Origin of the sequence: Leptospira bouyouniensis (genome assembly GCF_004769525.1) — a bacterium.
Classification (GTDB): Bacteria; Spirochaetota; Leptospiria; order Leptospirales; family Leptospiraceae; genus Leptospira_A; species Leptospira_A bouyouniensis.
Genome location: NZ_RQFT01000011.1, coordinates 32,305 through 57,508, shown reverse-complemented (window position 1 = coordinate 57,508; position 25,204 = coordinate 32,305). Strand labels below are relative to the sequence as shown.

At 40.5% G+C, this 25,204-nt stretch carries 24 protein-coding genes; 9 read left to right on the top strand and 15 right to left on the bottom strand.

Annotation, left to right across the window (positions count from 1 at the left end; genetic code table 11):
• Positions 1 to 71 precede the first annotated feature (71 nt).
• Positions 72 to 284 (top strand): zinc-binding dehydrogenase, encoded by a 213-nt coding sequence (locus EHQ43_RS19740; protein ID WP_244242784.1) that lies wholly within the window; start codon positions 72 to 74, stop codon positions 282 to 284.
• A 177-nt stretch (positions 285 to 461) separates the two neighbouring features.
• Here the strand turns inward: EHQ43_RS19740 and EHQ43_RS11920 are convergent, their stop codons facing one another.
• On the bottom strand, positions 462 to 1,322 hold the full coding sequence (locus tag EHQ43_RS11920; RefSeq protein WP_135771326.1) for a flagellar hook-basal body protein: 861 nt from the start codon (positions 1,320 to 1,322) through the stop codon (positions 462 to 464).
• A gap of 113 nt (positions 1,323 to 1,435) precedes the next feature.
• Here EHQ43_RS11920 and EHQ43_RS11915 point away from each other — a divergent pair, with 113 nt between their 5' ends.
• From EHQ43_RS11915 to EHQ43_RS11895, 5 genes are read left to right on the top strand one after another with little or no spacing between them, the layout of a single operon-like run.
• On the top strand, positions 1,436 to 1,804 hold the full coding sequence (locus EHQ43_RS11915; RefSeq protein ID WP_135741828.1) for an RNA recognition motif domain-containing protein: 369 nt from the start codon (positions 1,436 to 1,438) through the stop codon (positions 1,802 to 1,804).
• Positions 1,805 to 3,007: an ATP-grasp domain-containing protein gene (locus EHQ43_RS11910; protein WP_135771325.1), complete on the top strand. Its 1,203-nt coding sequence runs from the start codon at positions 1,805 to 1,807 to the stop codon at positions 3,005 to 3,007. It begins immediately after the preceding gene.
• Complete coding sequence (locus EHQ43_RS11905; protein WP_135771324.1) at positions 3,004 to 3,612, top strand: class I SAM-dependent methyltransferase; 609 nt, start codon at positions 3,004 to 3,006, stop codon at positions 3,610 to 3,612. The genes EHQ43_RS11910 and EHQ43_RS11905 overlap by 4 nt, the downstream gene beginning before the upstream one ends.
• Positions 3,612 to 4,493, top strand: coding sequence for a class I SAM-dependent methyltransferase (locus EHQ43_RS11900; RefSeq protein WP_135771323.1), 882 nt, complete (start codon positions 3,612 to 3,614; stop codon positions 4,491 to 4,493). Before EHQ43_RS11905 ends, EHQ43_RS11900 begins: the two co-directional genes overlap by 1 nt.
• A gap of 9 nt (positions 4,494 to 4,502) precedes the next feature.
• On the top strand, positions 4,503 to 6,884 hold the full coding sequence (locus tag EHQ43_RS11895; RefSeq protein ID WP_135771322.1) for a YhjD/YihY/BrkB family envelope integrity protein: 2,382 nt from the start codon (positions 4,503 to 4,505) through the stop codon (positions 6,882 to 6,884).
• Here EHQ43_RS11895 and EHQ43_RS11890 read toward each other — a convergent pair.
• From EHQ43_RS11890 to rimP, 14 genes are all read right to left on the bottom strand, one after another.
• Positions 6,881 to 7,366: a rod-binding protein gene (locus EHQ43_RS11890; protein WP_135741823.1), complete on the bottom strand. Its 486-nt coding sequence runs from the start codon at positions 7,364 to 7,366 to the stop codon at positions 6,881 to 6,883. The genes EHQ43_RS11895 and EHQ43_RS11890 overlap by 4 nt on opposite strands.
• Before the next feature lie 35 nt (positions 7,367 to 7,401).
• On the bottom strand, positions 7,402 to 8,454 hold the full coding sequence (locus EHQ43_RS11885) for a flagellar basal body P-ring protein FlgI (RefSeq protein WP_244242820.1): 1,053 nt from the start codon (positions 8,452 to 8,454) through the stop codon (positions 7,402 to 7,404).
• A gap of 200 nt (positions 8,455 to 8,654) precedes the next feature.
• A complete protein-coding gene (locus EHQ43_RS11880; protein WP_244242819.1) occupies positions 8,655 to 9,275 on the bottom strand; it encodes a flagellar basal body L-ring protein FlgH in 621 nt (206 codons plus the stop codon).
• Positions 9,276 to 9,449: 174 nt separating this feature from the next.
• Positions 9,450 to 10,391 (bottom strand): flagellar basal body P-ring formation chaperone FlgA, encoded by a 942-nt coding sequence (gene flgA / locus EHQ43_RS11875; RefSeq protein WP_135771320.1) that lies wholly within the window; start codon positions 10,389 to 10,391, stop codon positions 9,450 to 9,452.
• Complete coding sequence (gene flgG, locus EHQ43_RS11870; protein ID WP_012388518.1) at positions 10,391 to 11,188, bottom strand: flagellar basal-body rod protein FlgG; 798 nt, start codon at positions 11,186 to 11,188, stop codon at positions 10,391 to 10,393. The genes flgA and flgG overlap by 1 nt, the downstream gene beginning before the upstream one ends.
• A 71-nt stretch (positions 11,189 to 11,259) precedes the next feature.
• Positions 11,260 to 11,709: a dUTP diphosphatase gene (gene dut, locus EHQ43_RS11865; RefSeq protein WP_135754041.1), complete on the bottom strand. Its 450-nt coding sequence runs from the start codon at positions 11,707 to 11,709 to the stop codon at positions 11,260 to 11,262.
• A gap of 128 nt (positions 11,710 to 11,837) precedes the next feature.
• Entirely contained in the window at positions 11,838 to 13,124 is a 1,287-nt protein-coding gene (locus tag EHQ43_RS11860; protein ID WP_135771319.1) for a M16 family metallopeptidase, read from the bottom strand.
• 37 nt (positions 13,125 to 13,161) lie between these two features.
• The gene (gene pnp / locus EHQ43_RS11855; RefSeq protein WP_135741819.1) at positions 13,162 to 15,252 is read right to left on the bottom strand and encodes a polyribonucleotide nucleotidyltransferase; all 2,091 of its coding nucleotides are present in this window, start codon (positions 15,250 to 15,252) and stop codon (positions 13,162 to 13,164) included.
• 5 nt (positions 15,253 to 15,257) lie between these two features.
• Positions 15,258 to 15,524 (bottom strand): 30S ribosomal protein S15, encoded by a 267-nt coding sequence (gene rpsO, locus EHQ43_RS11850; RefSeq protein WP_002973902.1) that lies wholly within the window; start codon positions 15,522 to 15,524, stop codon positions 15,258 to 15,260.
• Positions 15,525 to 15,550: 26 nt separating this feature from the next.
• The gene (gene truB, locus EHQ43_RS11845) at positions 15,551 to 16,480 is read right to left on the bottom strand and encodes a tRNA pseudouridine(55) synthase TruB (protein ID WP_135771318.1); all 930 of its coding nucleotides are present in this window, start codon (positions 16,478 to 16,480) and stop codon (positions 15,551 to 15,553) included.
• Between the two features lie 226 nt (positions 16,481 to 16,706).
• A complete protein-coding gene (gene rbfA / locus EHQ43_RS11840; RefSeq protein ID WP_135754039.1) occupies positions 16,707 to 17,135 on the bottom strand; it encodes a 30S ribosome-binding factor RbfA in 429 nt (142 codons plus the stop codon).
• Between the two features lie 10 nt (positions 17,136 to 17,145).
• Positions 17,146 to 19,893 (bottom strand): translation initiation factor IF-2, encoded by a 2,748-nt coding sequence (infB, locus tag EHQ43_RS11835; RefSeq protein WP_135771317.1) that lies wholly within the window; start codon positions 19,891 to 19,893, stop codon positions 17,146 to 17,148.
• Between the two features lie 15 nt (positions 19,894 to 19,908).
• Positions 19,909 to 21,309 carry a transcription termination factor NusA gene (gene nusA / locus EHQ43_RS11830; protein ID WP_135741815.1) on the bottom strand — a complete coding sequence of 467 codons (1,401 nt, stop codon included), beginning with the start codon at positions 21,307 to 21,309 and terminating at the stop codon, positions 19,909 to 19,911.
• Between the two features lie 4 nt (positions 21,310 to 21,313).
• Positions 21,314 to 21,823: a ribosome maturation factor RimP gene (rimP, locus tag EHQ43_RS11825; protein WP_135741814.1), complete on the bottom strand. Its 510-nt coding sequence runs from the start codon at positions 21,821 to 21,823 to the stop codon at positions 21,314 to 21,316.
• Positions 21,824 to 21,934: 111 nt separating this feature from the next.
• Between rimP and EHQ43_RS11820 the strand changes: the two genes are divergently transcribed.
• Genes EHQ43_RS11820 through EHQ43_RS11810 form a run of 3 tightly spaced genes read left to right on the top strand, consistent with a single transcriptional unit; the run spans position 21,935 to position 25,152 of the window.
• The gene (locus tag EHQ43_RS11820; RefSeq protein WP_135771316.1) at positions 21,935 to 23,041 is read left to right on the top strand and encodes an LIC_12708 family protein; all 1,107 of its coding nucleotides are present in this window, start codon (positions 21,935 to 21,937) and stop codon (positions 23,039 to 23,041) included.
• On the top strand, positions 23,042 to 24,541 hold the full coding sequence (locus EHQ43_RS11815; RefSeq protein WP_135771315.1) for a bifunctional ADP-dependent NAD(P)H-hydrate dehydratase/NAD(P)H-hydrate epimerase: 1,500 nt from the start codon (positions 23,042 to 23,044) through the stop codon (positions 24,539 to 24,541).
• Complete coding sequence (locus EHQ43_RS11810) at positions 24,541 to 25,152, top strand: hypothetical protein (RefSeq protein WP_135741811.1); 612 nt, start codon at positions 24,541 to 24,543, stop codon at positions 25,150 to 25,152. Before EHQ43_RS11815 ends, EHQ43_RS11810 begins: the two co-directional genes overlap by 1 nt.
• Positions 25,153 to 25,204 lie beyond the last annotated feature (52 nt).

The following is a 25,204-nucleotide window of genomic DNA, read 5'->3' as shown; positions in this document are numbered from 1 at the left end:
TTGGATTCTAAAATCAAATCGGGAGAATTCAAACTGATATTGCCGTACAAATTGCCTCTAATTTTGGGTCATTGAGAAAGGAAGCCAAAAGGCTAAAGATAAATTATACTTTCCTATTTATGAGAGCAAATGGAATTCAATTAAATGAAATCACTTCTCTCATCAATGAAGGATCCATTCGTACGGTAGTGGACAAAGTATTCCCTTTTAATCAATTGTACGAGGCTTTGGCTTACGTAGAAAGTGGCCGTGCGAAAGGGAAAGTTGTTGTAAAAATAATTTAAGCACTTACCCTTTTTTTGGTATAGGGTTTTCTCTTTCTTTCGAAAACGAAATATACGTTTCATCGGAATGGTAGTTTATATTCACAAACAAGAATATGGCAAGACCAAATCAAAATAACTTAGTATTAAAATGAACGATCTTTTCCTAATAATCTGGTTTTTGCCTTAATTTTTTTCCTATCGCATAATTTCGAATAAACGACCAAGTAAACTGTCTTGAGTTTGAATGGTTTTGGAATTGGCTTCATAGGCACGGTTCACTTCAATCATATCCACCATCTCTGTCACAACGGATACATTCGAAGCTTCTAAATAACCTTGTAACACTTGCGGGGCGAGTCGTTCAGGAAAGGCTGTGGGTTCGCCTGATTCTGGTGTATCAGAGTAAAACGAATCCCCTTCTTTGTCGAGGTGGCGGGGATTTTCAACAGTGCGGATTTTTAATTTATCGAGTAATACGGGTTCTTCGAATCGATTTTCACTGAAGTTGGTTCCATCTTTCGGTGCCGTTCCGAGTTTGGCATTGATATAAATTTCACCATTTTCTTTGACAAGGAAATTACCTTGGTTCACTTGGATAGGACCTTTTTCTCCAAGCAGAGGAAACCCTTGGGGAGTCACAACAAATCCATTTTTATCTAAAACAAAACTTCCACTCCGAGTGAGTCGTTCTCCTCGATTGGTAAGAACAGTAAAAAAAGCAGGTTTTTCCATCCCAGGTTGGTCTTGAACCATCAGATCAAAAATATTGTCAGTTTTTTTCACAGCCCCTTGTTCAAATCGAGTGTACACTTCATTTACTTCTGCACCAAACCCTAGTTTACCGACGACGGGAGAGGTATCAAAGGAACCCATTGGCGTTTTTCCAATTCCGTCTTCAGAATAACGATGGAGTAACATTTCGGGGAACGTCTTAAAGACAGTCGTATCTTTCTTAAATGCAGTTTTATCCACATTGGCCAAATTGTTGGCGACCACATCCATTCTCACTTGTTGGGAAATCATCCCATTGGCACCAGTATAGAGTCCTCGTAACATAAAGTTCCTACCTGGTTTAAGCTTCGACAAGATTTGCCAATTCCCCAAGAGAAAATGCGACATAGTCAAAAAAGAGTTGAAGTTTTAAGGAATTTTAAGGAAAAAAGAAGGACATGAAGTTATCTATCGGAAACCTCCCCCAAACCCTTACGGACGATGCCCTCGAGAAACTTCTTTCCGCATATGGAAAGGTTGAACACCTGCAAATCAAACGAGACAAACTCACAAAGGTTTCGCTTGGTTATGGCACAGCTGAAATGGCAGATGCCGATGCAGAAAAAGCGATCACAAATCTCAATGGAAAGGAATTGGAAGGCAAAAAGATTGTTGTAGTCAACCAAGAAGAATTAACCAAAGCACAAAACGAAGCACAAAAGAAAAAAGGAAGTCCAGCTGTCGCAAAACCAACGTTTGGAAGAAACCAAACATCTGGCGGTGGCAATACAGGAGTCCAACGCCGAGGCGGTTCACGCGGGTCGTAGATGAAACAATTGAATGGAAGTTACCTCTCCATAGGAGCAGGAGAGAACCAGATCCCTCTCATTCGGGCTGCGAAAGGTAGGGGTCTGAAAGTCATCGCCGTGGATACGAATCCCATGGCACCAGGTCTGAGTGAGAGCGACATTAAGATATTAGAATCTACTCATGAATACAGAAAAATTCTGCATGCGATGAGTAAAGTCCCTCTTCCGTATAAATTACTGGGAGTGGGATCAAGGTCTTACGGCAAGGCTGTTTTTACTGTATCCTATTTGGCAGAAAAACTAAAACTTCGTGGAAACTCAAGAGACAGCACAAACTTATATTTAGATAAAGAAAAGTTCAAACAAGTCGTTTCCAAATACGGCATTCCAGTATCAGCCACTATTCCAAATTTAGGCATATCCAAAACAAAAGATAAAAAAATAGAATTTAAATTTCCAATCATCGCCAAACCCAAAGAAGGTTCTGGTAAAAAGGGAATTACTGTTTTAGAAACAGAAGTTGATTTCAAAAAATTTAATAAGTCAAAGGCAAACGAATCTTATTTATTGGAATCATACACACCTGGGGAGGAAGTGACAGTACTTGGTTTTGTGATCAATAAACGATTTTATCTGATCTCCCTGACTGACAAAATCACAACTGGGATACCTAATTTTATTGAAGTGGCTCATATTGCCCCTTCCCAGCACATCGCAATGGCAGGTGAATTAAAAATGATTTGCCAATGTATCGTAACGGCTTCAAAATTAAAAACAGGTCCATTCGTAGCCGAATTTAAGATCAACCAAAACCAAGAATGTATTTTAATCGAAGCAGCACCTGAAGTTGGAGGGGAATTTTTAGCAGACCAACTTTTACCTGCACATTTTGGATATGAATACTTTAAAGACCTTTTATCAGTGACGATCGGCGAAAAAACGCGACCAGAGTTTTTAAAATCACCAAAAAAAGGAATCACTCATTCTGCAATTATTTTCACTCTTCCTTCAAATAAACAAAAAAAGATGGCAGAGATTGCTCCGTTTGTCCCAAATCCCTTTGAATCTGTTTTTTTCCATAAACAACTGTTAACCACTGGAACCAATTTAGAAACATTAGAAGGTAATCACAAACGGACGGCAGTGTATGGAATTTCAACAAAACAATCCATACCGGCAAAGGAATGGTATCTTTCAATTTTGGATCGTTTGGATACATGAAAAATGTCTGGGACAAACACTACGAAAGACCAAAATCAAAACTTGGTTATCCAGATGAAAATTTGGTGCGTTTACTTTCAAAGATCCAACCTCCCACGATGACTGCCCTGGATTTTGGATGTGGTTCTGGTAGGCATGTTTCTCTTTTACAAAATTTTGGATATGAAACCATCGGTTGTGATAATTCCAAAACCACAATTGACAATTTAAAACAAAAAGAACCCCAGGCGAAGTGGCTCTACACACCTGATTCCAAATTACCCTTCGCCCCCCATACATTTGGTGTGATTGTCAGTTGGGGTGTGTTTCATTATAACAAACGTAGTGAAGCCAATATCTTACTCCATTCTCTTTATGATGCTTTGGCCCAAGGTGGGTATTTGCTTGGTTCCATCCGTGCAGATGGTGATACACATTTAGGACTCAACCAAGGTACAATGAACCTAACGGATCTTAGCGGAGGTTATGCCGAAACTTATAGCTTACAAGACCTAAAGAATTTTCTTTCTATTTTTTCCGAAGTTTCCATTGGTTATTCAGAAAGAACTCCTCTTGGAAAACTAGAGGAAAGAATTTGCCACTGGTTTTTTGTCGCAAAAAAATAATGAAAAATTTTGATGTTTTAAGAGAAGAATGCCCTCTCACCAAACAATGTGATTGGAAACCATTGTATCTTACTACTGGAAAGTATTCTGGATTATCTATCGTAGAATGCAAAACTTGCAAACTCCAATCACTTTACCCAAGACCAAACCAAGAGAATTTATATACAAAAGATTACTACCAGGGCAAAGCCGAATACACGTATATCGATGAACGGGAACAAAAACCTTACTTTCGTTATGTTTGGAAAGCAAGGATACGGAATATAAAACAATTCATAGGCAGTGGTCATTTTTTAGATATTGGATCTTCATTTGGTGGATTTTTAGAAGTGGCGAAGGAAGAAGGATTTTCCATCCAAGGTGTCGAAATATCTGAATATGCTGCCAGTTTCGCAAATAAAAACAATATTCCCACCTTCCAAGGAAACTTATATGATGCTAAATTTCCATCTGAATGTTTTGATGTGATCACTCTTGTGGAAGTCATCGAACATATAGAAAATCCAAATTTATTTTTTAAAGAATTAACTCGGATCTTAAAACCAAATGGACTACTCCTAATACAAACAGCAAATTTTGAAGGGTGGCAAGCAAAAGATGAAGGAAGTTCCTATCATTATTATATGCCAGGCCATGTCTTTTATTACTCGGACACCATCCTAAAAAAGATATTGACTGGTCTTGGATTTGGAAGTTTTGTATCATACTTTGGTGTGGATTTTCCATTGATGGCAAAACTAAAAAAAGCGAAAGGATCCTTTCGGTCCACGGCGGATTATTTAAAGTGGTTTCGCATTTCCTATTACCATTTTCGCTCGAAATGGAAACGAAAAGGATTCCCTCTCACATCAAGTTACGTTTTATACGCATTTAAACAATAGGAAATTAATATGAGTGAAATGATGAAAACACCTCTTCTTGTACGTTTGACGACCATCCCAGAAGAACCTGGTTGGAAAAGAAAACTCATCATTGGAATCAGAGTTTTACTCGTTTCCGTCCATCGTTTTATGAAAGACGACTGCCTCATCATTGGTTCAAGTTTGGCGTATACAACGATTGTGACCCTCATCCCGACTCTCACTGTGGCACTTGCTCTCATCACTGTTGCCTCAGGGATCCACACGAGACAAGGGGAACTAGTAGATGAAATCAATTCATATCTTTTACGTAACAACATCCAATTTGATATCACTCCCTATTTAGAAACTCTCACAGATATCATATCAACTGCCACACAAATTGGAGCAGTTGGATTTGTTGTTTTTATATTTTCCGCAACAGCCGTCTTACGTTCGTTAGAGAAGGCATTTCATATTATTTGGAATATTGATTTACATCGGAATTTTATTAATAAATTTGTTTTTTATTTTTTTCTAATCTCTTTTGGTCCTCTTCTTTTTGTTGTTGGGAAAAACATAACAGACACTATATCTGACTCGGTTCGCTCTCCTCATTTAAAATCCATTGTAGCAACCAAACATGGAGAAATTTGGGTCGCCGGGGAAAAAGGAAATATTGGTATGATGCGAGAACTCAATAAATCAATCTCCTTTATTCCAGAAGCCAGTATTGATTTTGAAAATATGCTCTGTATTGATATGGAAACTGTCGAAACGGGTACTTGCAAAAAACCAAATATCAGAAAAGAAAACTTTTTTAGAATTCGAAGTGTAGGAAATGATTTATTTACGATCTCTGAAGAAGGAACATTTTTATATTCCAATGATGTTGGTAAAAATTGGAAAGTTCATTCCTTAAAAGGAATCAATGTATCCGATTTTGGAGCCATTGATTACGATACATTATTCATTCTCACAAAAGATACAAGGACATTACGTTACGATTTAGGCAAACCATTCAAGGAAATCAAACGTTTCCATGATGATGGCATCACACCAATTCGTGTACGTTTTTTTTCAGAAAAAGATGGGTTCATTTTAGACCGAGAGGGAAGGTTATGGAAAACAAGTGATGGTGGAACTAGTTTTTTCCCGCAGGAAATTTCACAGAAACCATTAAATGATATTTCTTTTTTGAATCGGAATATCGGATTTTTAGTTGGAGATAGTGGTGCCATTTTCAAGACAACTGACGGTGGTTATACATGGACTGACCTTAGTCATAGAAAATTCTCATACGAACGTGTTTGGGTTTTTGCTTCTCCTAAAAAACAAGACTATGATATATTTGTTCTAACCTCACTAGGTGATATCTTACTGTCTGAAGATGAAGGTGAAAATTGGTCTGTTGCATATAAAGGGAAAGCAGGTATGATCCTTGATATGTTACTTTTATCCAAAAAGAAACTTGATCCAAATCTAGAAACCTCAACACAAAAAAACGATTCAGAATCAACTGGTCTCGATCAGGTACAAGCTGAAGATTCCATTGAAATTGAAAACCAAAACGAGGCAGAAAGTCCCAACGAAGGCATGTTAGGTATTATCGGAGTCGGCGAATTTAATAAAATCATCCGCGTCGAAGAAGATTCAAATGGTCAAACCATATGGAAAAAATACCAAGGTGGGAAACGATTTTTCTCCTTATATTCGATCTTTCAGTTTTTATTACCCCTTCTTTCCTTATGGTTATTTTTCTTATTAATTTTTAATATCATTCCTAATACCAAAGTACCACTAAAAGCATCCTCTATTGGGGCAGCAGTAACTGGACTAATTCTCATTTTATTCTTTTGGGGATTTATTAATATTTACCTAACATCCTTTACGGAAAAAACAATGTTAGTGTATAAAGCACTTGCGGCCATTCCTATCACTTTACTTGCTATTTATTCCATCTCACTCATCATTTTGTATGGTGCTGAAGTGACAGCCACTTTACAATTTCCGGATAGATACCTACTTCCAAAACATCCATTTGATGATATTGATTCAACACTGTCTTATGAGTTTTATAAGATCTTACAAGTTTTAACACTTGTTTATACATACCAACAAAACAAAGGTGAACTCATCAAACTTTCCCAACTGAGAAAATCTTTAGTTTTATCAGAAAAAGAATTAAACCAAATTGTAGACAAACTCACAGATGCAAATTTGATCCAAACAACACAGGATAAACGGATCACTCCGATGAAATTAAAAGAACAAATTGATTTAGTGGCTGTTTATGAATCAACATCCAGTTTCAAACTGGGAGCGCCTAAGGAAATAGCAAGTTTGTCACCAAAACTCAATTATAGTCTTTCCAAATTAGAAGATAAATGGAAGGAAGACCTTCGTAAAACTTCTTTCTCAGATTGGATTTAAAGATAAGGATTTTTTTTCACAGGCGGAAGAGAAGCTGACATTTGTTTGTATATCTCTTCTGCAAGCCCCATCGATTCATTTTGAGAGATATTTTTAGCATACTCATCATATAACATATCTTCAAAAATTTCTTCTGCATAACCACCATCGATGAGTTTTTCCTTGTGGATGGTGTTTTTCATTTCCTTTAACATCATCTTCACAAAAACAGATTCAAATTCGACCGAGGCATCATACAATTTTTTCCGATAAGGATCGATTGTAATCTCTTCACGGATATTTTGTGGGACACGTAATGAGGATGAACTCACTTTCCCCATGAGTCCTTCATGGGTTTCGAGAAGGTTTTGAAATTCCGAAATTCCCTGTTTTGGCTCTTCCTTCTTTTGTGTATCAGAAAGGGACTTCATCCTATTTAGAATGGATTCATCTGCAGAGCGGCTTAACCTTCCCGAATAGTCTTGGATTTTGTGAATGTCCATATTATGTCTATTAAAAGTATCGGCAAATCCTGGAATTACTGAATCACAAGTTCTGCTTTGAGAGCCCCTTGTTTTTTTAAAGCTTCTAAAATAGAGATAATATCCTTTGTGGAAGCACCAACTTTGTTTAAGGCTCCTACCACATCGGAAACTTGAGTCGTCTCTTTCAAAACAAATACAGATTCCCCTTTTCCATCATCTTGGATGGGGAAAAAATACCTGGCTTTGTCACGATTGGCAATTTGGATCGTTAGTCCATGTTGGGAAATAGCAACCTCATCTATGGCAATGTTTGCTCCCATGACGATGGTTCCCGTTCTTTCATTGATGACTACCCTCGCCACCGGGGAGGAATTCACCGTGAGGTTTTCCAATTTGGATAAAAATGTTAGGTCTAACTTTGGAGCTCCCGTGACAAGTTCTCCATTCGGACCAGTTGTCCCTTGGGATGTGGGAAGTGGCACTAGGACTTCTGTGGGAGATACAACTTCTGGCACAACTGCCAATTCCGAAGTGATGGCATCCACAATCGCACCCATGGTTGTATAATCTTTTTCAAGTAATGTGAGTTTAATGGATTTTGTGATCGGGGCATTCGGGATCGATTTTTCTAAGATGGCTCCCATCGGAACAAGTGCTGTATTCGAACCAGATTTTTTGTCTGCGCCTCGTTTTTTCTCTTTTCCACCAAACACGAGTACGCCGGATGCAACGGCGATGGTTTCGCCATTGGCCGCTTTGAGAGGAGATTGGAGTAATACCCCACCTTCAAGAGACCTGGCATCACCGAGTGACGAAACTACAATATCGATTTTGTCACCTTCTTTTAAATTCACAGGGACATTGGCTGTAATCAGAACAGATGCTGTGTTTTTTGCATCCCGTAAATTCTTCTTGGTGTTCACCCCAAGGCCTGCGAGGTAGTTTTGTAAAGCCTCTTCTGTGAGTGGATTTTTTGTATCCCCGGTTCCATTCAAACCCACCACAAGTCCAAATCCAGTCAGTTGGTTTTCACGAACTGCATCAATTCTCACGAGGTCTTTTAGTCTTGTTTCCACTGCCTGGAGAGATGTGGAAACACAGAACATAACCAATACAAAAACAGAAAAAATAGCATGGTTTAATAATGTTTTACCAATGTTAGATAAGCTATACTTCAATTCACCATAATTCATTTTCAACTTACTTTGTTTTGACGAACATCTTATCCGTTTTGGATATGGCCCACCGAATTTATACTCTTTCCAATTGTTTGTGATTTCCAATGTTACAATATTTCCCATGCCAATCACTCACTTTCACCTAAGAGTCGTTTGATATTTTTTAAAATGATTTCTTGTTTTTCTTTGTCTGAAATCTCAGCTTTTTCTGTGACTGTTCCATCAGGATTTGTGATCCGTTTCATTTGGATATTCGGATCGTTTAATTCTTTTGGATTTAATGTACCTTGGTATTCTACTCGTAAATTAGCAATAAGGTCACTTGCGATAAAACGATTTTTATCTAGGTCTTCTGGAGAAATTGTCCCCGACAAACGAAGGTTAATTCGTTCTTCTGATAAATTAAAAACACGGCTTCCTTCTAGTTCCAAATTCCCAGTACCTGGATCAATTCCTGTGACAAGCACTGCCATGACCCCTACAACTTTTCCTTGGGATTTTGATTTTCCCACTTTGGATCGCATATAGGTTGCATTTGCTGTATAATTTGGTAGGTCTGGGACTAGTTTTTTATCAGGAACTGTTTTGATGTCATTGTCAAATGTTGCTTTGTATTCCGATTCATATTCGACACGGAGCCCGTTCTTTAAAACCACTTTGACAACTGTCCCCGGTTGGATGGTTTTGGGATAAGAATAAGGGTCTTTGTCTTTCCATAATGATTCCGCTTGTAAAGTTGAACCAATCATCAAGTGTGATTGAAAACCACGAGCCAATTGAGGGATTACCAAACAAAGTACGAAAGCCACAAAAATTCTAAATACAAGATTGTTTCGAATATAGAAAATACGATGTGATAAAGATCCCATTTTAATCGTTTTAAGAATTCTTTTGAACATATTCAAACTTGGAGCCATCATCAATTATCTCTCTTCCAAAAGGCATACACCTTCACTTTGAACCCGGGCTCTTAACATTTTTTGGGAAGCCAAATTGAGAAGGGAAATTTCTTCCCCTCGGTTCCCTGAATTCATTGCTCTTGTTTTGATTTTTAGTAATAGATTCCCGACCGTATACACAAGTTCAACTTCTTGCCCACGTTCAATGGTATGGAGAGTTCTCACTTGTTTTTTTTCAATCGCCGTATCGGGTAAAAAACCATTTAATGCTGTTTTACCAACAGGGTTTTCGTCTGTGTACTCTCTCACAGAGTCAGCAGAGAAAAAATACCGAAGTTCTACATCATCATCGGTTAAAACAGTTTTTGATGGGATTTCCCTTTTTGTGAAGTATGCTTTTTTCTTTTCTTCAATGAGAAAAGGTACAGACTCTGAATGGACAAGTTTCCCTTCATAATAAAAATCCAATGGGAATAGGCGTTTCCCTGCATGAAGGGTTCTACCTAAACTCCGCCAAACTGGTGATGTTCCTGTAATACTTGGAAATGTTTCCTTTTCGGAACTGATCCGAAATGTATCACCCATTTCTCCTAACGAATGTTCATTGGATGCAATTAAATCTTTCCAAAGTGAAACTTCTAATTCTTTCTTAGAGAGAATTGAAGTTTTTGGAAGTAAAATCCCTTCTTTCCCCATCACGGTAAAAGAAACATTGGTTCCTGTTTCTTTTAGATAAAGTGTTGTGATTTGATTTGTCAGATCATCTGGTTGGATGACCAAAGGTGCCTTTACATTTTGGAATATAATTGGATTCCAATTCCCTTTCCAGTTGGTAAAATCAGACAACCTCACCTCTCCTACACCCACAATAGTTTTGGGTTTGAGATACAAACGATTGTCTTCTTTGTTTGCCATCAAAGGCAAATAAAGTATTAAACTAAAAAGAAATGAAATCCAAAGTTTCATTAACGTTTCAAACCAATTGCCGTTGAAAGCATGTTATCCGAAGTTTGGATGGTTTTAGAATTCGATTCGTAAGCCCTTTGTGCAACGATCATATTCACCATCTCTTCTACGATTTTAACATTACTCATCTCTAAAAATCCTTGTAGAACACTCCCATAACCTTCTTGAGATGGCATCCCTGGGATTTCTTGACCTGAAGCAACGGTTTCACGGAATAAGTTTTTCCCCACGGCTTGGAGACCTGCAGGGTTTACAAACCGGTAGAGTTCCAATTGGCCAATGGTCGTGGGTCTGATGTCGTTTCCGATTTTTACTGTGACCTCACCTTCTTCAGAAACCATTAATGTATTTAAAATGGCATTTTCAGGTAGGATGATTGGTGGTTCCAACAAATACCCGTTAGATGTAACGACTTGTTGGTTCGAATCAATTTTAAAGGATCCGTCACGTGAATACGAGAAAGTTCCATCCGGCATTTGGATTTTAAAAAAAGCCATCTCACCTGTGAGCGCAAGGTCTAGTTTATTCCCTGTGGCTTGGAAAGATCCAATCTCGAATAATTTCTGTGTGGCGGCAACTTTTACACCATGCCCCACATTCACACCAGTTGGAATTTCGGAAACAGAGGTGGCTGGAGTTCCCGCAAGCACTTGGTGTTGGTAAACTAAGTCTTCAAAGTCCACTCGGTTCTTTTTAAAACCTGTGGTGTTTACGTTGGCCAGGTTATTGGCAACGGTATCAATATGAAATTGTTGGGCAATCATCCCGGTAGCACCGGTCCAAAGGGATCGCATCATAAAAAGGCACCTCTACAGCTTCTATCGGTTTTCCTCGAAAAAAGCTAAGTGTCTTTTTTTTTGTTTATGTCTTATTTTCCAGTGCTGCCAAACCCACCTGAACCACGAACCGTTGCTTCGAGTTTTGGAACTAATTTCACAGTCAATTTTGCTACGGATTGGAAAACAATTTGTGCCACTCGGGTTCCAGGTTCTAAAACAAAGTCCTCTCCACTCAAATTGAGGAGTGGGATGAGGACTTCACCCCGGTAGTCCGAGTCAATTGTCCCTGGGCTATTGGGCATTATGATGCGGTGTTTTGTCGAAAACCCACTACGAGGACGGATTTGCCCCTCATACCCTTCGGGGATTGCCATGGCAAGTCCCGTCGGAACAAAAACCACTTCTCCCTTCGGAAGAATTAGGTTCTCCGTTAGACAAGCTGTGAGATCCATCCCCGCAGAACCTTCCGTTTTGTATTCTGGGACAACTGCCCCCTCTTTTAGGATTTGGATTTGGAGATGGGTGTGTGGTTCTACCATAAAGTCCTTTTGGAAAACATTAAATTTTGAATGTCCTAAATCAATGAGTTTGATTCAGAATCGACAGAAAGGCGATGAATCCAACGCATCCGATTCATTTTTCACTTAAACCGAATCAATTAGAAACTTTAACCACCAAATTGCACTGGGATTTTGGCAAATTGGCTTTCTGTCATATCCCCAACACAAGACAGGTGCACCTTGTCCAAACCAAACATCTCTTTGGCGGCGTGATTGATTTCATCCAAAGTCACAGACTTAATTGCCTTCATCCTGTCTTCGAGTGAAAAATACTGCCCATAATAGATTTCCTGTAGACCAATATTATTCATTCGGTTTTCAGGAAGTTCATAACCGATAGCGATCGAACCCATTTGGTTGGATTTGGCATCGGCTAGTTCCGATTTGGAAAAACCATGTTTTGTGATGAGTTCAAGTTCCTTCAGAATAAGTTCTACACAACGTGCAGCCTTCTCTTTCGATGTGGCAGAGGAGATGGAAAAAAGCCCGGTGGTTTTATAATAGGAAGGAAAACTATAAATGCTATAACAAAGACCTTCCTTTTCGCGGATGTTTTGGAAAAGCCGTGATGCCATACCCCCACCGAGTATGGTAGAGATAAGACCAGAAACCGTTACTGTTCGGTAGTCCCTTTGTTTTCCATTCACTCCTAACATGATATGAAACTGTTCAATTTTACGACGTTCCAAATGTTTCGAATAATTTTTTTTAGGTGCAGGGATGATGAGTTCTGTCGGAGTTTTCCCATGTGGATTTTCAAACGAAAAGTATTTTTTGGTAAGATCGAGTACCTTCTCCCAAGTGAAATTCCCAGAAACAGAGATCACCATATTCTTAGGGAAATAATGTTTTTCAAAAAATTTTCGAATGGAATTTTCCGTGACTCCCGTTACCGATTTTTTGGTACCAATGATATCACGACCGTAAGGTGATTTTCCAAAAATATTACGAAAGTAATAATCATATACAAAATCATCGGGGGCATCTTCATACGAACGCATTTCTTCCATAATGACACCTTTTTCCGTTTGGATGTCTTCTTTTCGAAATAGCGGTCGGAATAACATGTCAGATAAAATTTCAAACGCAAGCTCTGCTTGGTTTTTGATGGCAACTACATAGTATTGTGTGTATTCTCGACCCGTAGAACCATTTAAGATCCCACCCACTCGTTCAATGGACTCAGCGATTTCTTTACTTGTGCGAGTTTCAGTGTCTTTGAAGAGCATATGCTCTAAAAAGTGAAAGTAACCATGTTCAGAATTGGTTTCGGCGAGACTGCCCTGTTTTAAAAAAACACCCACCCCCATAGAGGATGCGTGTTTCATAGGTTGGAAAAGAACTGTAAGACCATTTGGCAATACAGTTCGTTTGCATTCAATGACGGGTGCCATTTGGTTCACTCCCCCCAAACAATTGTTTGGGGACTGTTTAGTTGTCTAAAAGGACGTCCTTTCTCGAAAGATCAATTTTTCCCATTTTATCAACAGAAATCACTTTTACTTTGATTTTGTCCCCTTCGGAAACAATGTCACGAACAGATTGAACTCGTTTCACATCTAGTTTGGAGATGTGGCAAAGCCCTTCTTTTCCAGGTAAAATTTCCACAAAGGCACCAAAGTCAGCGATTCGTTTGATGACACCTTCGTAGATTTTTCCTACTTCGATTTCTTCAAAGATTCCATCGATCATTGCGATGGCTTTTTCTTTCGACTCTTCACTTGGAGAGGCAATGGTTACCTTTCCTGAATCATCTACAGAAATCTCAGAACCAGATTGTTCGATGATGGCACGGATCATTTTCCCACCTGGGCCAATGAGCTCACCAATACGATCTTTTGGTATTTGTTTTTGTGTAATGCGAGGAGCATTTTCGCTAAGGTTTCCCTTCACAGAAGAAATGGCTTTGTTCATTTCACCAAGGATATGGTCACGACCCACTTCTGCTTGTTCAATGGCCTTTTGTAATACTTCCAAACCGAGTCCGTTGACTTTAAGGTCCATTTGGAAGGCAGTGATTCCTTTTTTGGTCCCCGCTAGTTTAAAGTCCATATCGCCAAAGTGGTCTTCAATCCCAGCAATGTCAGATAATACGGCAAAACGACCTTTTTCATCACTGAAAAGTCCCATCGCAATCCCAGACACAGGTCCTGAAATCGGAACTCCACCTGCCATTAACGCTAAGGTTCCTGAACAAACAGATGCCATGGAGGAAGATCCATTGGATTCTAATATTTCAGATACAAGCCGAATCACATATGGAAACTCGGTTTGTGTCGGAAGGACTTTTTTGATGGCACGTTCTGCCAGGTTTCCATGACCAATTTCACGCCTTCCCGGGCCAGAGTTACGTCTTACCTCACCTACGGAAAACGCAGGGAAGTTGTAGTGTAACATAAAGTTCTTTTCTTTGGAACCTTCGAGTGTTTCATACCTTTGGTTGTCAGAAGTGGTTCCGAGTGTCATCACCCCAAGAGACTGTGTTTGTCCTCTTGTGAAAACAGCAGATCCATGTGGTCCAGGAAGTACATCGATTTCACAAGAAATTTTACGAATCTCGTCAGTCTTACGACCATCAAAACGAATTCCTTCACCGAGTACAAGTTCTCGGACGACTTCGTATTCCAATTCATGTAAAAAATGTTTGATGTCTTTGGTTTTGTCTTCAGGAGCCAGTAAGGTTTTAAAATGTTCAACCGTTTCTTTATTAATGGCTTTGATATCGTCATTACGTTTTGCTTTGTCTGCATTTTTGTTGGCAGCAGTCAATCGATCAAAAGCGAATTCACGAATTTTAGCATGGAGTTCTTTGTCAGGAGCTTTTAAAACAACTTCCTTTTTGACAGTTCCATTTTTCTTCGCCAACTCTTCTTGCATGGCAACGGCAATTTTCAATTGCTCTTGTGCAAAACGAAGGGCAGCCATCATATCATCTTTGGAGATTTCACTTGCTTCCCCTTCAATCATAACGATGGCATCTTTCGTTCCCGCAACCACTAAATCCAGATCAGATTTCGTGATCTCTTCGTTTGTAGGATTGAGAATAAATTCGCCACCGATACGACCAATGCGAGCACCAGCAATGGGGCCTGCAAAAGGAATCGAAGAAACAGAAAGTGCCGCCGAAGCTGCGTTAATCGCATGGCCTTGGACAGATACTTGTTTGTCTGCGGATAAAACTTGGACAAGAAGTTGGACTTCAGAGAAGTAACCTTCTGGGAACATTGGGCGGATAGGACGATCGAGAATACGCGAAAGTAGAACTTCGTGTTCGGCAGGTTTTGCCTCTCGTTTGAAGTAACCACCAGGGAAACGACCTACCGAGTAAGCCTTCTCTGTGTATTCGCAAGTTAGTGGGAAAAAATCTTGTCCTTCTTTTGGTTCTTCTGCGGCACAAACAGTGGCAAGCAGGACCAAATTTCCGGTTTTGTATACAACCGACCCGTGAGCTTGTTTCGCCCACTTGCCGGTCTCTAGGGTGATAGAATCTCTACCCCAAACACCAGTGTACTCTGTAGCCATAGGAATTACTTCCTAAGGCCGAGTTTTTCAATCAGCTTTTTATAACTTTCTAAGTTGGAACGTTTTAGGTATTCCAATAAACTCTTTCTCTGGTTCACCATTGCGATTAGTCCGCGGCGAGAGTGGAAGTCCTTCTTGTTCGCTTTGAAGTGTTCAGTAAGGTCTTTAATACGAGAGTCGAGAAGAGCGATTTGTACTTCTGCAGAACCTGAGTCGTTTGGTTTGCTACCGAAAGTAGCAATGATCTGCTGTTTTTGTTCTTTTGTGATCATAACAGTGTCCAGATTTTAAGAAGGACTCATTTAGAAAACATAATTTTTGCAGAAGGGTCAAAAAATACTTTTCTGTATCGGTAAGGAATATGGCTAGGTTTTCCCTCGTAAGAACACCAAGCAAGGATTGTGGTTTCGTCTGAGTCGACGATATAAAATCCATTTTCATCTGCCTTGGGGAGTTTGTCCCAGATATAACCACCGTGGATCACTGCTTTTTTTTCCACTTCGTCTACAATGCGGATTGGTAACGGGAACACTTCTTTCCAACCTTTTAAATCCGAAGAAGTGATCTGATCCAAGGGTTTGGCACCTTCTAGACCATAGTCCCCGATGGATTCTCTGACAAGCCTTCCTAGTGAGAGTGGAATCCCCCATTTCTCGGAGAGGTCTAAGACAATTTTTCGGATGTAAGTCCCTGAACTCACATGGATGCGAAACGAAAATCCAACAGCTGTAAATTGGATGTCATTGACTGCATGGATGGTGATGGCACGTTCTTTTTCCTCAACCAATGTACCTTCTCGGAAAAGATCTGACTGGCGTTTTCCCCCGACTTTTAGGGCAGAAATTTTTGGTGCTTTTTGGGTAGTGAGTGTGGTAAGAGTTTGCAGCTCTTCCTCTAATCTCTTCCTAGGGAAAGAAGTTAGAAAGGTTTGGAGAACGGATGTGCGGTCATCAACTTCCACGATTCCATCGGGGTCACCTGAATCTGTGCGAAGTCCAACGATCACTTCTGCCAAATAGGTTTTGTCTTTTCCAAGGAAAACCTGCGAAAAGGCAGTGTAATCCCCACAAGGTAAAATGAGGAGACCTTCTGCAAACCGATCGAGTGTTCCAGTATGCCCTACCGATTTTTGACCGAGCAATCGTTTGGTTTTCAAAACCAAATCAGAACTCGTAATCCCTGGTGGTTTGTAGACAAATAAAAATCCTGATTCAATTGGTTTTACCATATTTTAAGTCGCAAAACAATGATAAGCGAAAACTTTCTAAATAAATTGTTTCAAAATCGATTTGATTTTTGATTCACAGAGAAACAACTTTGATTCCAAACATATCAAATTTAAATCTCCATTCCCCCAAGTTCGAAGGTTTTAAAAAAGTGATTCTAGTTTTTTAGTTCTGTTTAAAGTGAATCATGCGGATCCTTATCAATCCACTGAACTTTCCTTTTTTGTATTAATGCGAATCCTCTTCTACCGTATCCCCGTCACCTTCTAAAGCCTCATCCGAGGAGTTAGGGTGCAGTTCTTCAAATAAAGTTTTTGGGGCAGACTCATCTATCAAACGGATCACATCCAAACTTTTGATGTAGTGATTGTCCCAGACAAAACTAAACTTTGGATTGGTATGTAAATGGAGATTTTTGCCAACAAGGGAAGATAAAAAACCAGCACACGACACAAGACCTTGTGTTAGTTTTTTTCTCTCATTATTATTACAAAGGGCAGTGAAGTAAACCTTTGCATACTTTAAGTCTTCGCTGATTTCAATCCGATGGAAACTTGGCAAAAAGACCCGAGGGTCTTTTACCTTGCCTTCCAAAATCGCAGAGGAGATGAGGCGAATGATCTCCGATTCGAGTTTTTTCATTCGAATGGGATTCATTTAGGCCGCCTTACAGTTTACGAGCAATCTCGCGAATCTCGTATGCTTCGATCTCATCACCAACAGAGAAGTCATTAAAACCATCGAGTAAGATACCACACTCAAAACCAGTGAGAACATCTGCTACATCGTCTTTCATACGTTTGAGGTTTTTAATTTTTCCTTCCCAAGTGATCTCTCCCGTTTCGCTAGAAATCACACGAACATGTGCTTGTTTGGTGACCTTACCGGATTTCACCATACAACCTGCAATGTTACCCACTTTGGAAATTTTGAATACGTCACGTATTTCGACTTTTCCAATGATGTTTTCCACTTTTTCAGGTTCGAGCATTCCTTCCATGGAAGCTTTCACTTCATTCACTACGTCGTAGATGATGCTGTAGTATTTGATTTCGACTTTTTCTTTTTCAGCAAGAGATACCGTTTTTGGATTCGCACGAGTATGGAAACCAATTACAATCGCATTGGATGCTGAAGCTAAGATGATATCTGAATCAACAATCGCACCCGTTCCCGCATGGATTACATTTAAGCGAACATCTGCTGTCGAAAGTTTTTCGAGTGCTTCTTTCACCGCTTCTGTAGAACCACGAACGTCTGCTTTGATGATGACTTTGAGTTCTTTCAATGCACCTTGTTTGATGATCTCGCTCATATTGTCGAGAGTCACACGAGTGGCTGCATTTTTCGATTGGCCAAGTCTTTCATAATCTTGACGGCTATGAGAGATGGTTCTTGCTTCTTTGTCATCAATGACCACATCAAATGGAGCCCCGGCATCAGGTACCCCATCAAGACCTGTCACAAGTGCTGGAAAGGATGGACCTGCTTCTTTGATGGAACGACCTAGGTCATCATACATCGCACGAACACGTCCTGCGTGTACTCCTGCTACGAAGGCATCTCCCACACGGAGAGTTCCATTCTGGATGAGAACAGTTGCCACAGCACCACGACCTGGATCGAGTTTTGCTTCAACAATGGTTCCTTTTGCTTTTCGTTTTGGATTGGCTTTATGATCAAGGAGTTCTGCTTGGATGATTAACATCTCAAGAAGTTTATCAATTCCAATATTACTTTTTGCTGATATATCACAGAAGATGGTAGTTCCACCCCATTCTTCTGGTTGTAAGCCGTAGTTAGAAAGTTCTTGTCTCACCTTTTCTGGGTTTGCTGCTGGTAAATCAATTTTGTTCACCGCAACAATGATCGGAACTTCTGCTTCTTTGGCATGGTTGATCGCTTCTATGGTTTGAGGCATCACCCCATCATCAGCGGCAACAACTAACACGACGATATCGGTAACTGAAGCACCACGTGCTCTCATTGAAGTGAAGGCTTCGTGACCAGGTGTATCGAGGAAAGCAATTTTTCCGCGTTCCGTCTCTACTTGGTAAGCACCGATGTGCTGAGTGATCCCACCTGATTCCCCTTCTGCTACCCGGGACGACCGAATCGTATCGAGGAGTTTGGTTTTACCATGGTCAACGTGACCCATAATGGTCACAACTGGAGGACGAGTGATGTAATCTTCAGGTGCGTCTTTTTCTTCTTCAATGACCGTTTCGTCATAAAGGGAAACAATTTTCACCTTACAGCCGTAATCGTCAGCAAGGATCGATGCAGTTTCGGCATCGATCACATTATTGATCGTCACCATCATTCCCATCTTCATGAGTTTACTAATCACTTCCCCAGGTTTGAGGTTTAGTTTTTTCGCAATCTCACCCACTTGGATGTTTTCTAAAATAGAGATTTCTTTTGGGACTGCGGCAAGGGCAGCAGCTTGTGCTTTTTGTTTGCGAAAGGATTGTTTGAAAAACTTTGTGTTTTCGTTTTCTTCCCTTCCACCTTTTTCTTTATCAAAAACTTTCTTTTTGGCTCCACCGGGACCACCAGCACCAGGGAGTCCTCCTGGAGGGGCGCCGAAAGGAGCATCACCTGGAGGTCTGCCACCACCAGGTCCACCTTGGCCAATGGGTCTTGCACCACGATTCCCTTGGTATCCGCCTGGACCACCTTGCCCTGGACCCCGATTCCCTTGGTATCCACCTGGACCACCTTGTCCCGGACCCCGATTTCCTTGGTATCCACCTGGACCACCTTGTCCTGGACCACGATTTCCTTGGTATCCACCTGGACTACCTTGCCCTGGACCTCGATTCCCCTGGTAACCGCCTCCCTGTCCTGGACCACGATTCCCTTGGTATCCACCACCTTGTCCTGGTCCGCGATTCCCTTGGTATCCACCGCCTTGACCTTCAGGCCTTTGCGGGCGTGGAGTTGTTGGTCGGCTAACAATTGGATTGCGGTCTTCTTTTCTAAAATAACCTTGGTTCCCACCACCTTGTCCTCCACCAGAACGATAGTTTGGTGAAGATGTGTCGCCAGATAGGATGGATTCCGGTTTTCGGTCCATTTGTGGTTTTTCTCTTTCAGTTTGCGGAAGAGGCTCCGATTTCCGTTCCGGTCTCGAAACAATCGGAGATGCTTGGGAAGGCGCTTGAGGACCAGATCCTAGACCTTGACGTTTGGCTTCTTCCCGAATGAGTTCGTTTAAATCCTTTTTTTTGTCTGCACTTGGCGATGAAGGTTGTTTCACTTCCGCTGCAGTTTTAGTCTCTTGGGACCCTGAACTGGATTCTTTTTTCTCATCAGAAGGGGCCGCTTTCTTTTTGATGACAAGTTTTTTCTTGGTTTTGTCACCACTGGCTCCCTGCTGGAGGGTTTCTTTTATCGATTTTTGCTCTTCCATATTATGCCTTAAAACTTAACCCTCTTCTACCCATTCGATCGACTCACGTAACAGACGTAAAATCTGTTCTGCCGTGGTTTTTCCGATTCCGGAAATTTTCGAAAGTTCTTCCTGGCTGAACTCAAGGAGGGTTTCCACATTTTTGATCCCACCGGCCTCTAATAGGCCAACGATTCTAGGTGTGAGACCCGGGATTTCGGAGAGAGGTGTGTATCCAGAATCTTCTTCTTCCTCTTCCCCACCACTTTGGTTGTAATTGTCTTCCGATTCTTCCATCGCTTCTTGTTGGGCGTTGAAAAGTCGGTCCAATTTCTCACGTGCCTCAGGGGATGCGAGTTCTTGGTTGTATTGTGATACAGTTTTGATATCGATTTTGAAACCCGAAAGTTGGGAAACTAGTTTAACGTTTGAACCATTGATCCCGATGGCTAGGGATAACGATTCATCAGGAACAATGACAAGGGCATCCCCACGTTTTCTGTCCACATGAACTTCTACAGGTTTTGCAGGTGAGATGGCATTGGCGATAAAAACACTTGGTTCATCAGAATGAAGGACAATGTCGATCCTTTCGTTTCCCAGTTCTCTTACAATGGCTTGGATCCGAACCCCTTTCATCCCAACACAAGCACCCACAGGATCTACATCAGATTTACTCGTGGTAACAACCACCTTCGTTCTGTAAGATGGGATTCGTGCCACGTCTCTGATTTCCACTATGCCATCATACACTTCTGGAATTTCCATCTCGAAGAGTTTTTTGACAAAGTCACCAGAAGCACGAGAAAGTGTGATGACAGGCATTGGTTCACGAGGTCTCAGTTCAACACGAGAGATGATAGCCTTCAGACGGTCACCTTGGCGGTATTTTTCCCCAGGGTTTTGGTCTTTTTTCAGCATGATGCCTTCTACTTTTCCAAGATCAATGGACATGATGTCCTTTTTCCAACGTTGGAAGTAACCGTGTGTGAGCTCCCCTTCTTTGGATTTGTACTCTTGGTAGAGTAATTCTTTTTCCATATCGCGGAGGCGTTGGAATACCATTTGTTTGGCTTGGCTCGAAAGTACCCGAGACAAGTCTTGTGGTTTTTCAAACACTCTGATTTGGCTTCCCACTTCAATCTTTGGATCAATCTTCTGAGCATCTTCCAAAGAAACTTCAAGAGGGTTTGTTGTTTTTTCTGCTACGACATCGCGTAACACAGAGATGATGATTTCATTTTTATTATCAGAGCCAAATTCAACTTGGCAACGGTCATCAGTTTCCGCTTCTAAACCGACTTTTTTGCGATAGGCGGCAAGTAGGGAGTCGCGGATGACGCCGAGTACGAGTTCTCTATCAAGAGATTTGTCCTGACAGAATTGTTGGATGGCTTCGAATAGCCCAGTTTCTTTCGTTGCTTGTTTTGTCGCCATAGTCTTAAATTTCTAAATACAAATTTCCCTTTCGTATTTCTGCGATGGGCATAGATACCGATTTTTGGTTCTTTTTGTGTCGAGTTTTACGATCGTAAAGCGTAAGCTCAACGGATTCCCCCGAAACCGGTCCCAAACGATACACTCGTTTGTCCCATTTTCCTGATTCCAGCGGCACTTCTAGTTTTGCTAAAAGTCCTTGGAAACGAATTAAATCCTCCGGCAAACGTAATACACGTTCTGCTCCTGCGGAGGAGACTTGGAGAGTGAAATCAAATTCCTCTCCCCATTGGTCCAGCTCCTCTTTGAGTCCCCTAGACACAGTCTCACAGTCTTCCAAACTAGCAGAGCCAGTTTTGTCTGTGAGATGATCCAGTTCAATCTCAATGAGGGCGTGGTTTTTCCGATTCTGTACTTGGAGCGAAAAAAGCGCTAGAGGTGGAGCGAGAACTCGTAAAATCAGTTCTCTGATGTTTTCCTCGGTATATACCAAACCATATCCAAAGATTCCCATAGGAATCTGTATAAGAGACCAAAGCTTATGCTAAAATTTAGCATCTCTCTAGACAGGCTAGGAAAAGCGAGTTGTCCTGTAAATAAAAAATTAGGGAATGGATGTTGCACCATGCGAACTCTTTATTTCCTTCTCACCCTAATCGTTTCCACTTCCTGCCTAAGGTTTCGCGTCGAGAACCTCAAAGAAGAAATCCTCTTTCGTATCCCACTTGGAGCGACGAATGAAACCTTCGAGGGTGTGGTGGTAAACCAAGTTTTGACCAATGTTCCTTTAACTATCCCAACTTCTTCCAATATCTCGGCACTACCCGACAACAAACAGGCAGTCATCAAATTATTTGATCGAAATGGAAGGCTTGATGCTACCATTGGGAATCCAGATTTTAAATCGGTTGCCGGGATCCCCCACTACCCGTTCCGATTTGGAGGGATTGGCATTGTCGCCATGAACGAAGACGGTGATCTTGTGGTCCAAAACCGAATTTCTTCCAAAGGTATGGAACTTCCCCCCGGCCAAGAAAATTTGTACAAAACGTACAGTGGTGCTTTTTCCACCCAGGGGACAACTGTACTCCCTTCCTTTCTTGTGCAAATCACACAAAAAGGAGTCGTCAAGTTTATGTTAGGGGCTTCAGGAAAGAACTCCGAACCCTTTCGTTACATTGAATACATTTTGCCAGGAGAAGGAGACAAATTATTTGTTTACCACCGCATTGCAGAAGAAATGCGACTTTCTTATTTTGAAGAAGGGGAATTAAAAGGAAATCTAAAAGAATCAACTCTCGAAGTTTTTTCAAACGCCGACGCAAAGGAATATGATATCACCTTAGACAAACTTTTACCTCACCCAGAAGGAGAATACGTTTTAGGTTCCTTTAGTTATGATTCCAAAAAGGACAAACGTTTTAAATTCCGAAGGATCTATCGATTCCATTTTGACTCCAAAGAAGTGGAGTTACTAAAAGAAATCCAAGACCCTTCCGAAATTTTATTTTCCATTCGAAATAATGGAGAATTCTACATCTGGGAAACCGAAGATGGTGGAAACTCAGTTCGTTTACAAGTCCATGATAAAGAAGGAAACCATATCAATAACAAACGTATCCCTTTTTCCAGTCCTCGTGGGCAGTGGAGGGAAACGTATACCGATGCATTTGATACCATTTATTCTGTTCGCATTCGGTCTGGTGCACTCGAAGTGTACCGCTGGATTTAAATGAAACTCATTCCACTTTTTACAAACAATGAATCCAAATTAATAGATTCATTGGCAAAAAACAAACTTGGATTTTCAGAACAAACGTTAATGGGAATGGCTGCTTTATCCGTATTCCATGCGAATGAAGATTTGTGGAAAACGGCAGAATCCATTTGGATTGTTTGTGGGAGCGGTGGAAATGGTGGCGATGGGTATGCACTTGCCTACCTCTTGTTCCAAGAAGGATACCCCGTTCGAGTCTTCCAATCTTCACCTAACAAAAATGAGGCTGGCATATTTTATGAATCCCTTGTTAAGTCTTTTGTCGCTTTGCCTGAAACATTGGATCAGTTGCTCTCCCATTTGGAAACTGCAGATACTGATTCCGTTTTACTCGTTGATGCTCTTCTTGGAACTGGTTTCCAATCCCCCCTTTCTCAAGAATTGACTCAGACGATCCATGCTATCAATGAAAGTGAAGTCATTTTTTATCGACTCTCTCTGGATACTCCCAGCGGATGGAACCCAAATCATTTAGAAACTTCAGAATCAAAAAGCCAACCATTTGTTTTTGCTGATTCCATTGAGGAACTTGGCACAAGGAAATGGGAGAATATTGGATATATTTACGAAAAAGATAATCTGATACCAAGATATTACGAGTCCATCGGCTTTCCAACGAGAACCCACCTAACAGAAACAAACTTTTCCAACCGTTATTATTTAGAGCCAGACCCAGAAAAAGCCATTCAAGTTTTAAAACGAAAAAACAAAGACCATAAATACAGTGCTGGTTCAGCGATGTTTTACGGTGGTGGCGAAGGAATGGAAGGTGCTATTTTACTTTCAGAAAATGCTTTTTCCAGGTTAGGTGGAGGGATTAGCAAAATTTATTCACCTTCACCAAAGATAAACCAATTGGGTTTGCAAAAAGACCTATCGAAAATGGTGGTGACTTCCGATTTTTTATCCATGGTTCAGGATCCCTTCTTTGAAAAAACAAAAACCATACTCATTGGTCCTGGTCTTTCGAATTATCCAAAGGATTTAGAATCTTGGGAAGTAAAAAAAGGAAAAACCTGTATCTTAGATGCAGGAGCCATTCCTAGTTTCGGAACCAAACTTCCTATAGGTGACAGAGTCCTTCTCACTCCCCATGTAGGAGAACTCAATCGACTGACAGGAAAAAAACATAATTCCATCCAAGAAGCTTATGAAACCCTTGTACCTTTCACAAAAGCTAACCAAGTATATGTTTTACTTAAATCATTTGTGAGTTTACTTGTATGTCCTGATGGATCTTCCTTTGTTTGGGAATCTCCAAATCCAAAACTTGCTACCATGGGAACAGGTGATTTGTTATCTGGAATCATAACGCGTTATCTGAGTTTGGATTTGGAACTCTCCATTCCAGAAGCAGCTCACTTAGCACTTTCGTTTTTAGATCATTCCAAACAATTGGACGAACCTTATCCTTCGGCACACCAAATTTTGAATTCGTTAGTGGAGTTACTCTAATGGGAAAAGGATACCATTCACGTTCTCCTGAAGAATTTCGAGATTATTTAAAACAAATTGGTGATAAACATAAAAAAACTAGATGGAGACAAATTGTACTCTTCATCGATTTGATTCTTGTCATCCTTATTTTTTACATTGGATTTAAAGCATTAAACCCAGGCAATTTTCAAAATCCAACTCAATCCGAGAAACAGATCGTTGATGGATTTCCTACCTATTTGAGTTTATCAAGAGAAGAAGATGAAAAGTTCCAAGGTTATTTTTTATTTATAGAAAATAATACTAAAAATCAAATTCAGATTCCTAACCCTAAGTGGAAGTCGGAATTTCGAATCAAAACAAAACAAGGGGTTCTGTGTTTCCAGGAAGAAATTTTTTGGGAAAAAAGAATCATTCCAGCAAATGCAAATGGATTTTTATACCATTCGGTTTCTAAAGATAAATGGAAGTCCTTAGTCGCAGATTGTCGGAAAGAAATTTTTGACGAAGAAGCTTCGATCTTTCGTTCTAAATTTCGATCTTTGGATTTAGGATTTTATGCGCAAGTGTTTATCCATTCAGAAGATAGAACGTATACGTTTCAAATCAAACAAAAACCATATAAATAATATGGCAAAAGAAGAAGTGCGAGGAGAACCCCGCAATGTTCTTCAAATCTTT

Bases quoted from the DNA above. Each gene is read 5' to 3' on its own strand.
- infB (WP_135771317.1), bottom strand. From the start codon at position 19,893: ATGGAAGAGCAAAAATCGATAAAAGAAACCCTCCAGCAGGGAGCCAGT.
- EHQ43_RS11815 (WP_135771315.1), top strand. From the start codon at position 23,042: ATGAAACTCATTCCACTTTTTACAAACAATGAATCCAAATTAATAGAT.
- nusA (WP_135741815.1), bottom strand. From the start codon at position 21,309: ATGGCGACAAAACAAGCAACGAAAGAAACTGGGCTATTCGAAGCCATC.
- pnp (WP_135741819.1), bottom strand. From the start codon at position 15,252: ATGGCTACAGAGTACACTGGTGTTTGGGGTAGAGATTCTATCACCCTA.
- EHQ43_RS11860 (WP_135771319.1), bottom strand. From the start codon at position 13,124: ATGGCACCCGTCATTGAATGCAAACGAACTGTATTGCCAAATGGTCTT.
- EHQ43_RS11915 (WP_135741828.1), top strand. From the start codon at position 1,436: ATGAAGTTATCTATCGGAAACCTCCCCCAAACCCTTACGGACGATGCC.
- EHQ43_RS11905 (WP_135771324.1), top strand. From the start codon at position 3,004: ATGAAAAATGTCTGGGACAAACACTACGAAAGACCAAAATCAAAACTT.
- EHQ43_RS11880 (WP_244242819.1), bottom strand. From the start codon at position 9,275: ATGATTGGTTCAACTTTACAAGCGGAATCATTATGGAAAGACAAAGAC.
- rbfA (WP_135754039.1), bottom strand. From the start codon at position 17,135: ATGAATCCCATTCGAATGAAAAAACTCGAATCGGAGATCATTCGCCTC.
- EHQ43_RS11820 (WP_135771316.1), top strand. From the start codon at position 21,935: ATGCGAACTCTTTATTTCCTTCTCACCCTAATCGTTTCCACTTCCTGC.
- EHQ43_RS11920 (WP_135771326.1), bottom strand. From the start codon at position 1,322: ATGTTACGAGGACTCTATACTGGTGCCAATGGGATGATTTCCCAACAA.
- dut (WP_135754041.1), bottom strand. From the start codon at position 11,709: ATGGTAGAACCACACACCCATCTCCAAATCCAAATCCTAAAAGAGGGG.
- EHQ43_RS11895 (WP_135771322.1), top strand. From the start codon at position 4,503: ATGAGTGAAATGATGAAAACACCTCTTCTTGTACGTTTGACGACCATC.
- EHQ43_RS11910 (WP_135771325.1), top strand. From the start codon at position 1,805: ATGAAACAATTGAATGGAAGTTACCTCTCCATAGGAGCAGGAGAGAAC.
- truB (WP_135771318.1), bottom strand. From the start codon at position 16,480: ATGGTAAAACCAATTGAATCAGGATTTTTATTTGTCTACAAACCACCA.
- EHQ43_RS11885 (WP_244242820.1), bottom strand. From the start codon at position 8,454: ATGTTCTGTGTTTCCACATCTCTCCAGGCAGTGGAAACAAGACTAAAA.
- EHQ43_RS11900 (WP_135771323.1), top strand. From the start codon at position 3,612: ATGAAAAATTTTGATGTTTTAAGAGAAGAATGCCCTCTCACCAAACAA.
- rpsO (WP_002973902.1), bottom strand. From the start codon at position 15,524: ATGATCACAAAAGAACAAAAACAGCAGATCATTGCTACTTTCGGTAGC.
- flgA (WP_135771320.1), bottom strand. From the start codon at position 10,391: ATGAAACTTTGGATTTCATTTCTTTTTAGTTTAATACTTTATTTGCCT.
- EHQ43_RS11890 (WP_135741823.1), bottom strand. From the start codon at position 7,366: ATGGACATTCACAAAATCCAAGACTATTCGGGAAGGTTAAGCCGCTCT.
- EHQ43_RS11810 (WP_135741811.1), top strand. From the start codon at position 24,541: ATGGGAAAAGGATACCATTCACGTTCTCCTGAAGAATTTCGAGATTAT.
- rimP (WP_135741814.1), bottom strand. From the start codon at position 21,823: ATGGGAATCTTTGGATATGGTTTGGTATATACCGAGGAAAACATCAGA.
- flgG (WP_012388518.1), bottom strand. From the start codon at position 11,188: ATGATGCGATCCCTTTGGACCGGTGCTACCGGGATGATTGCCCAACAA.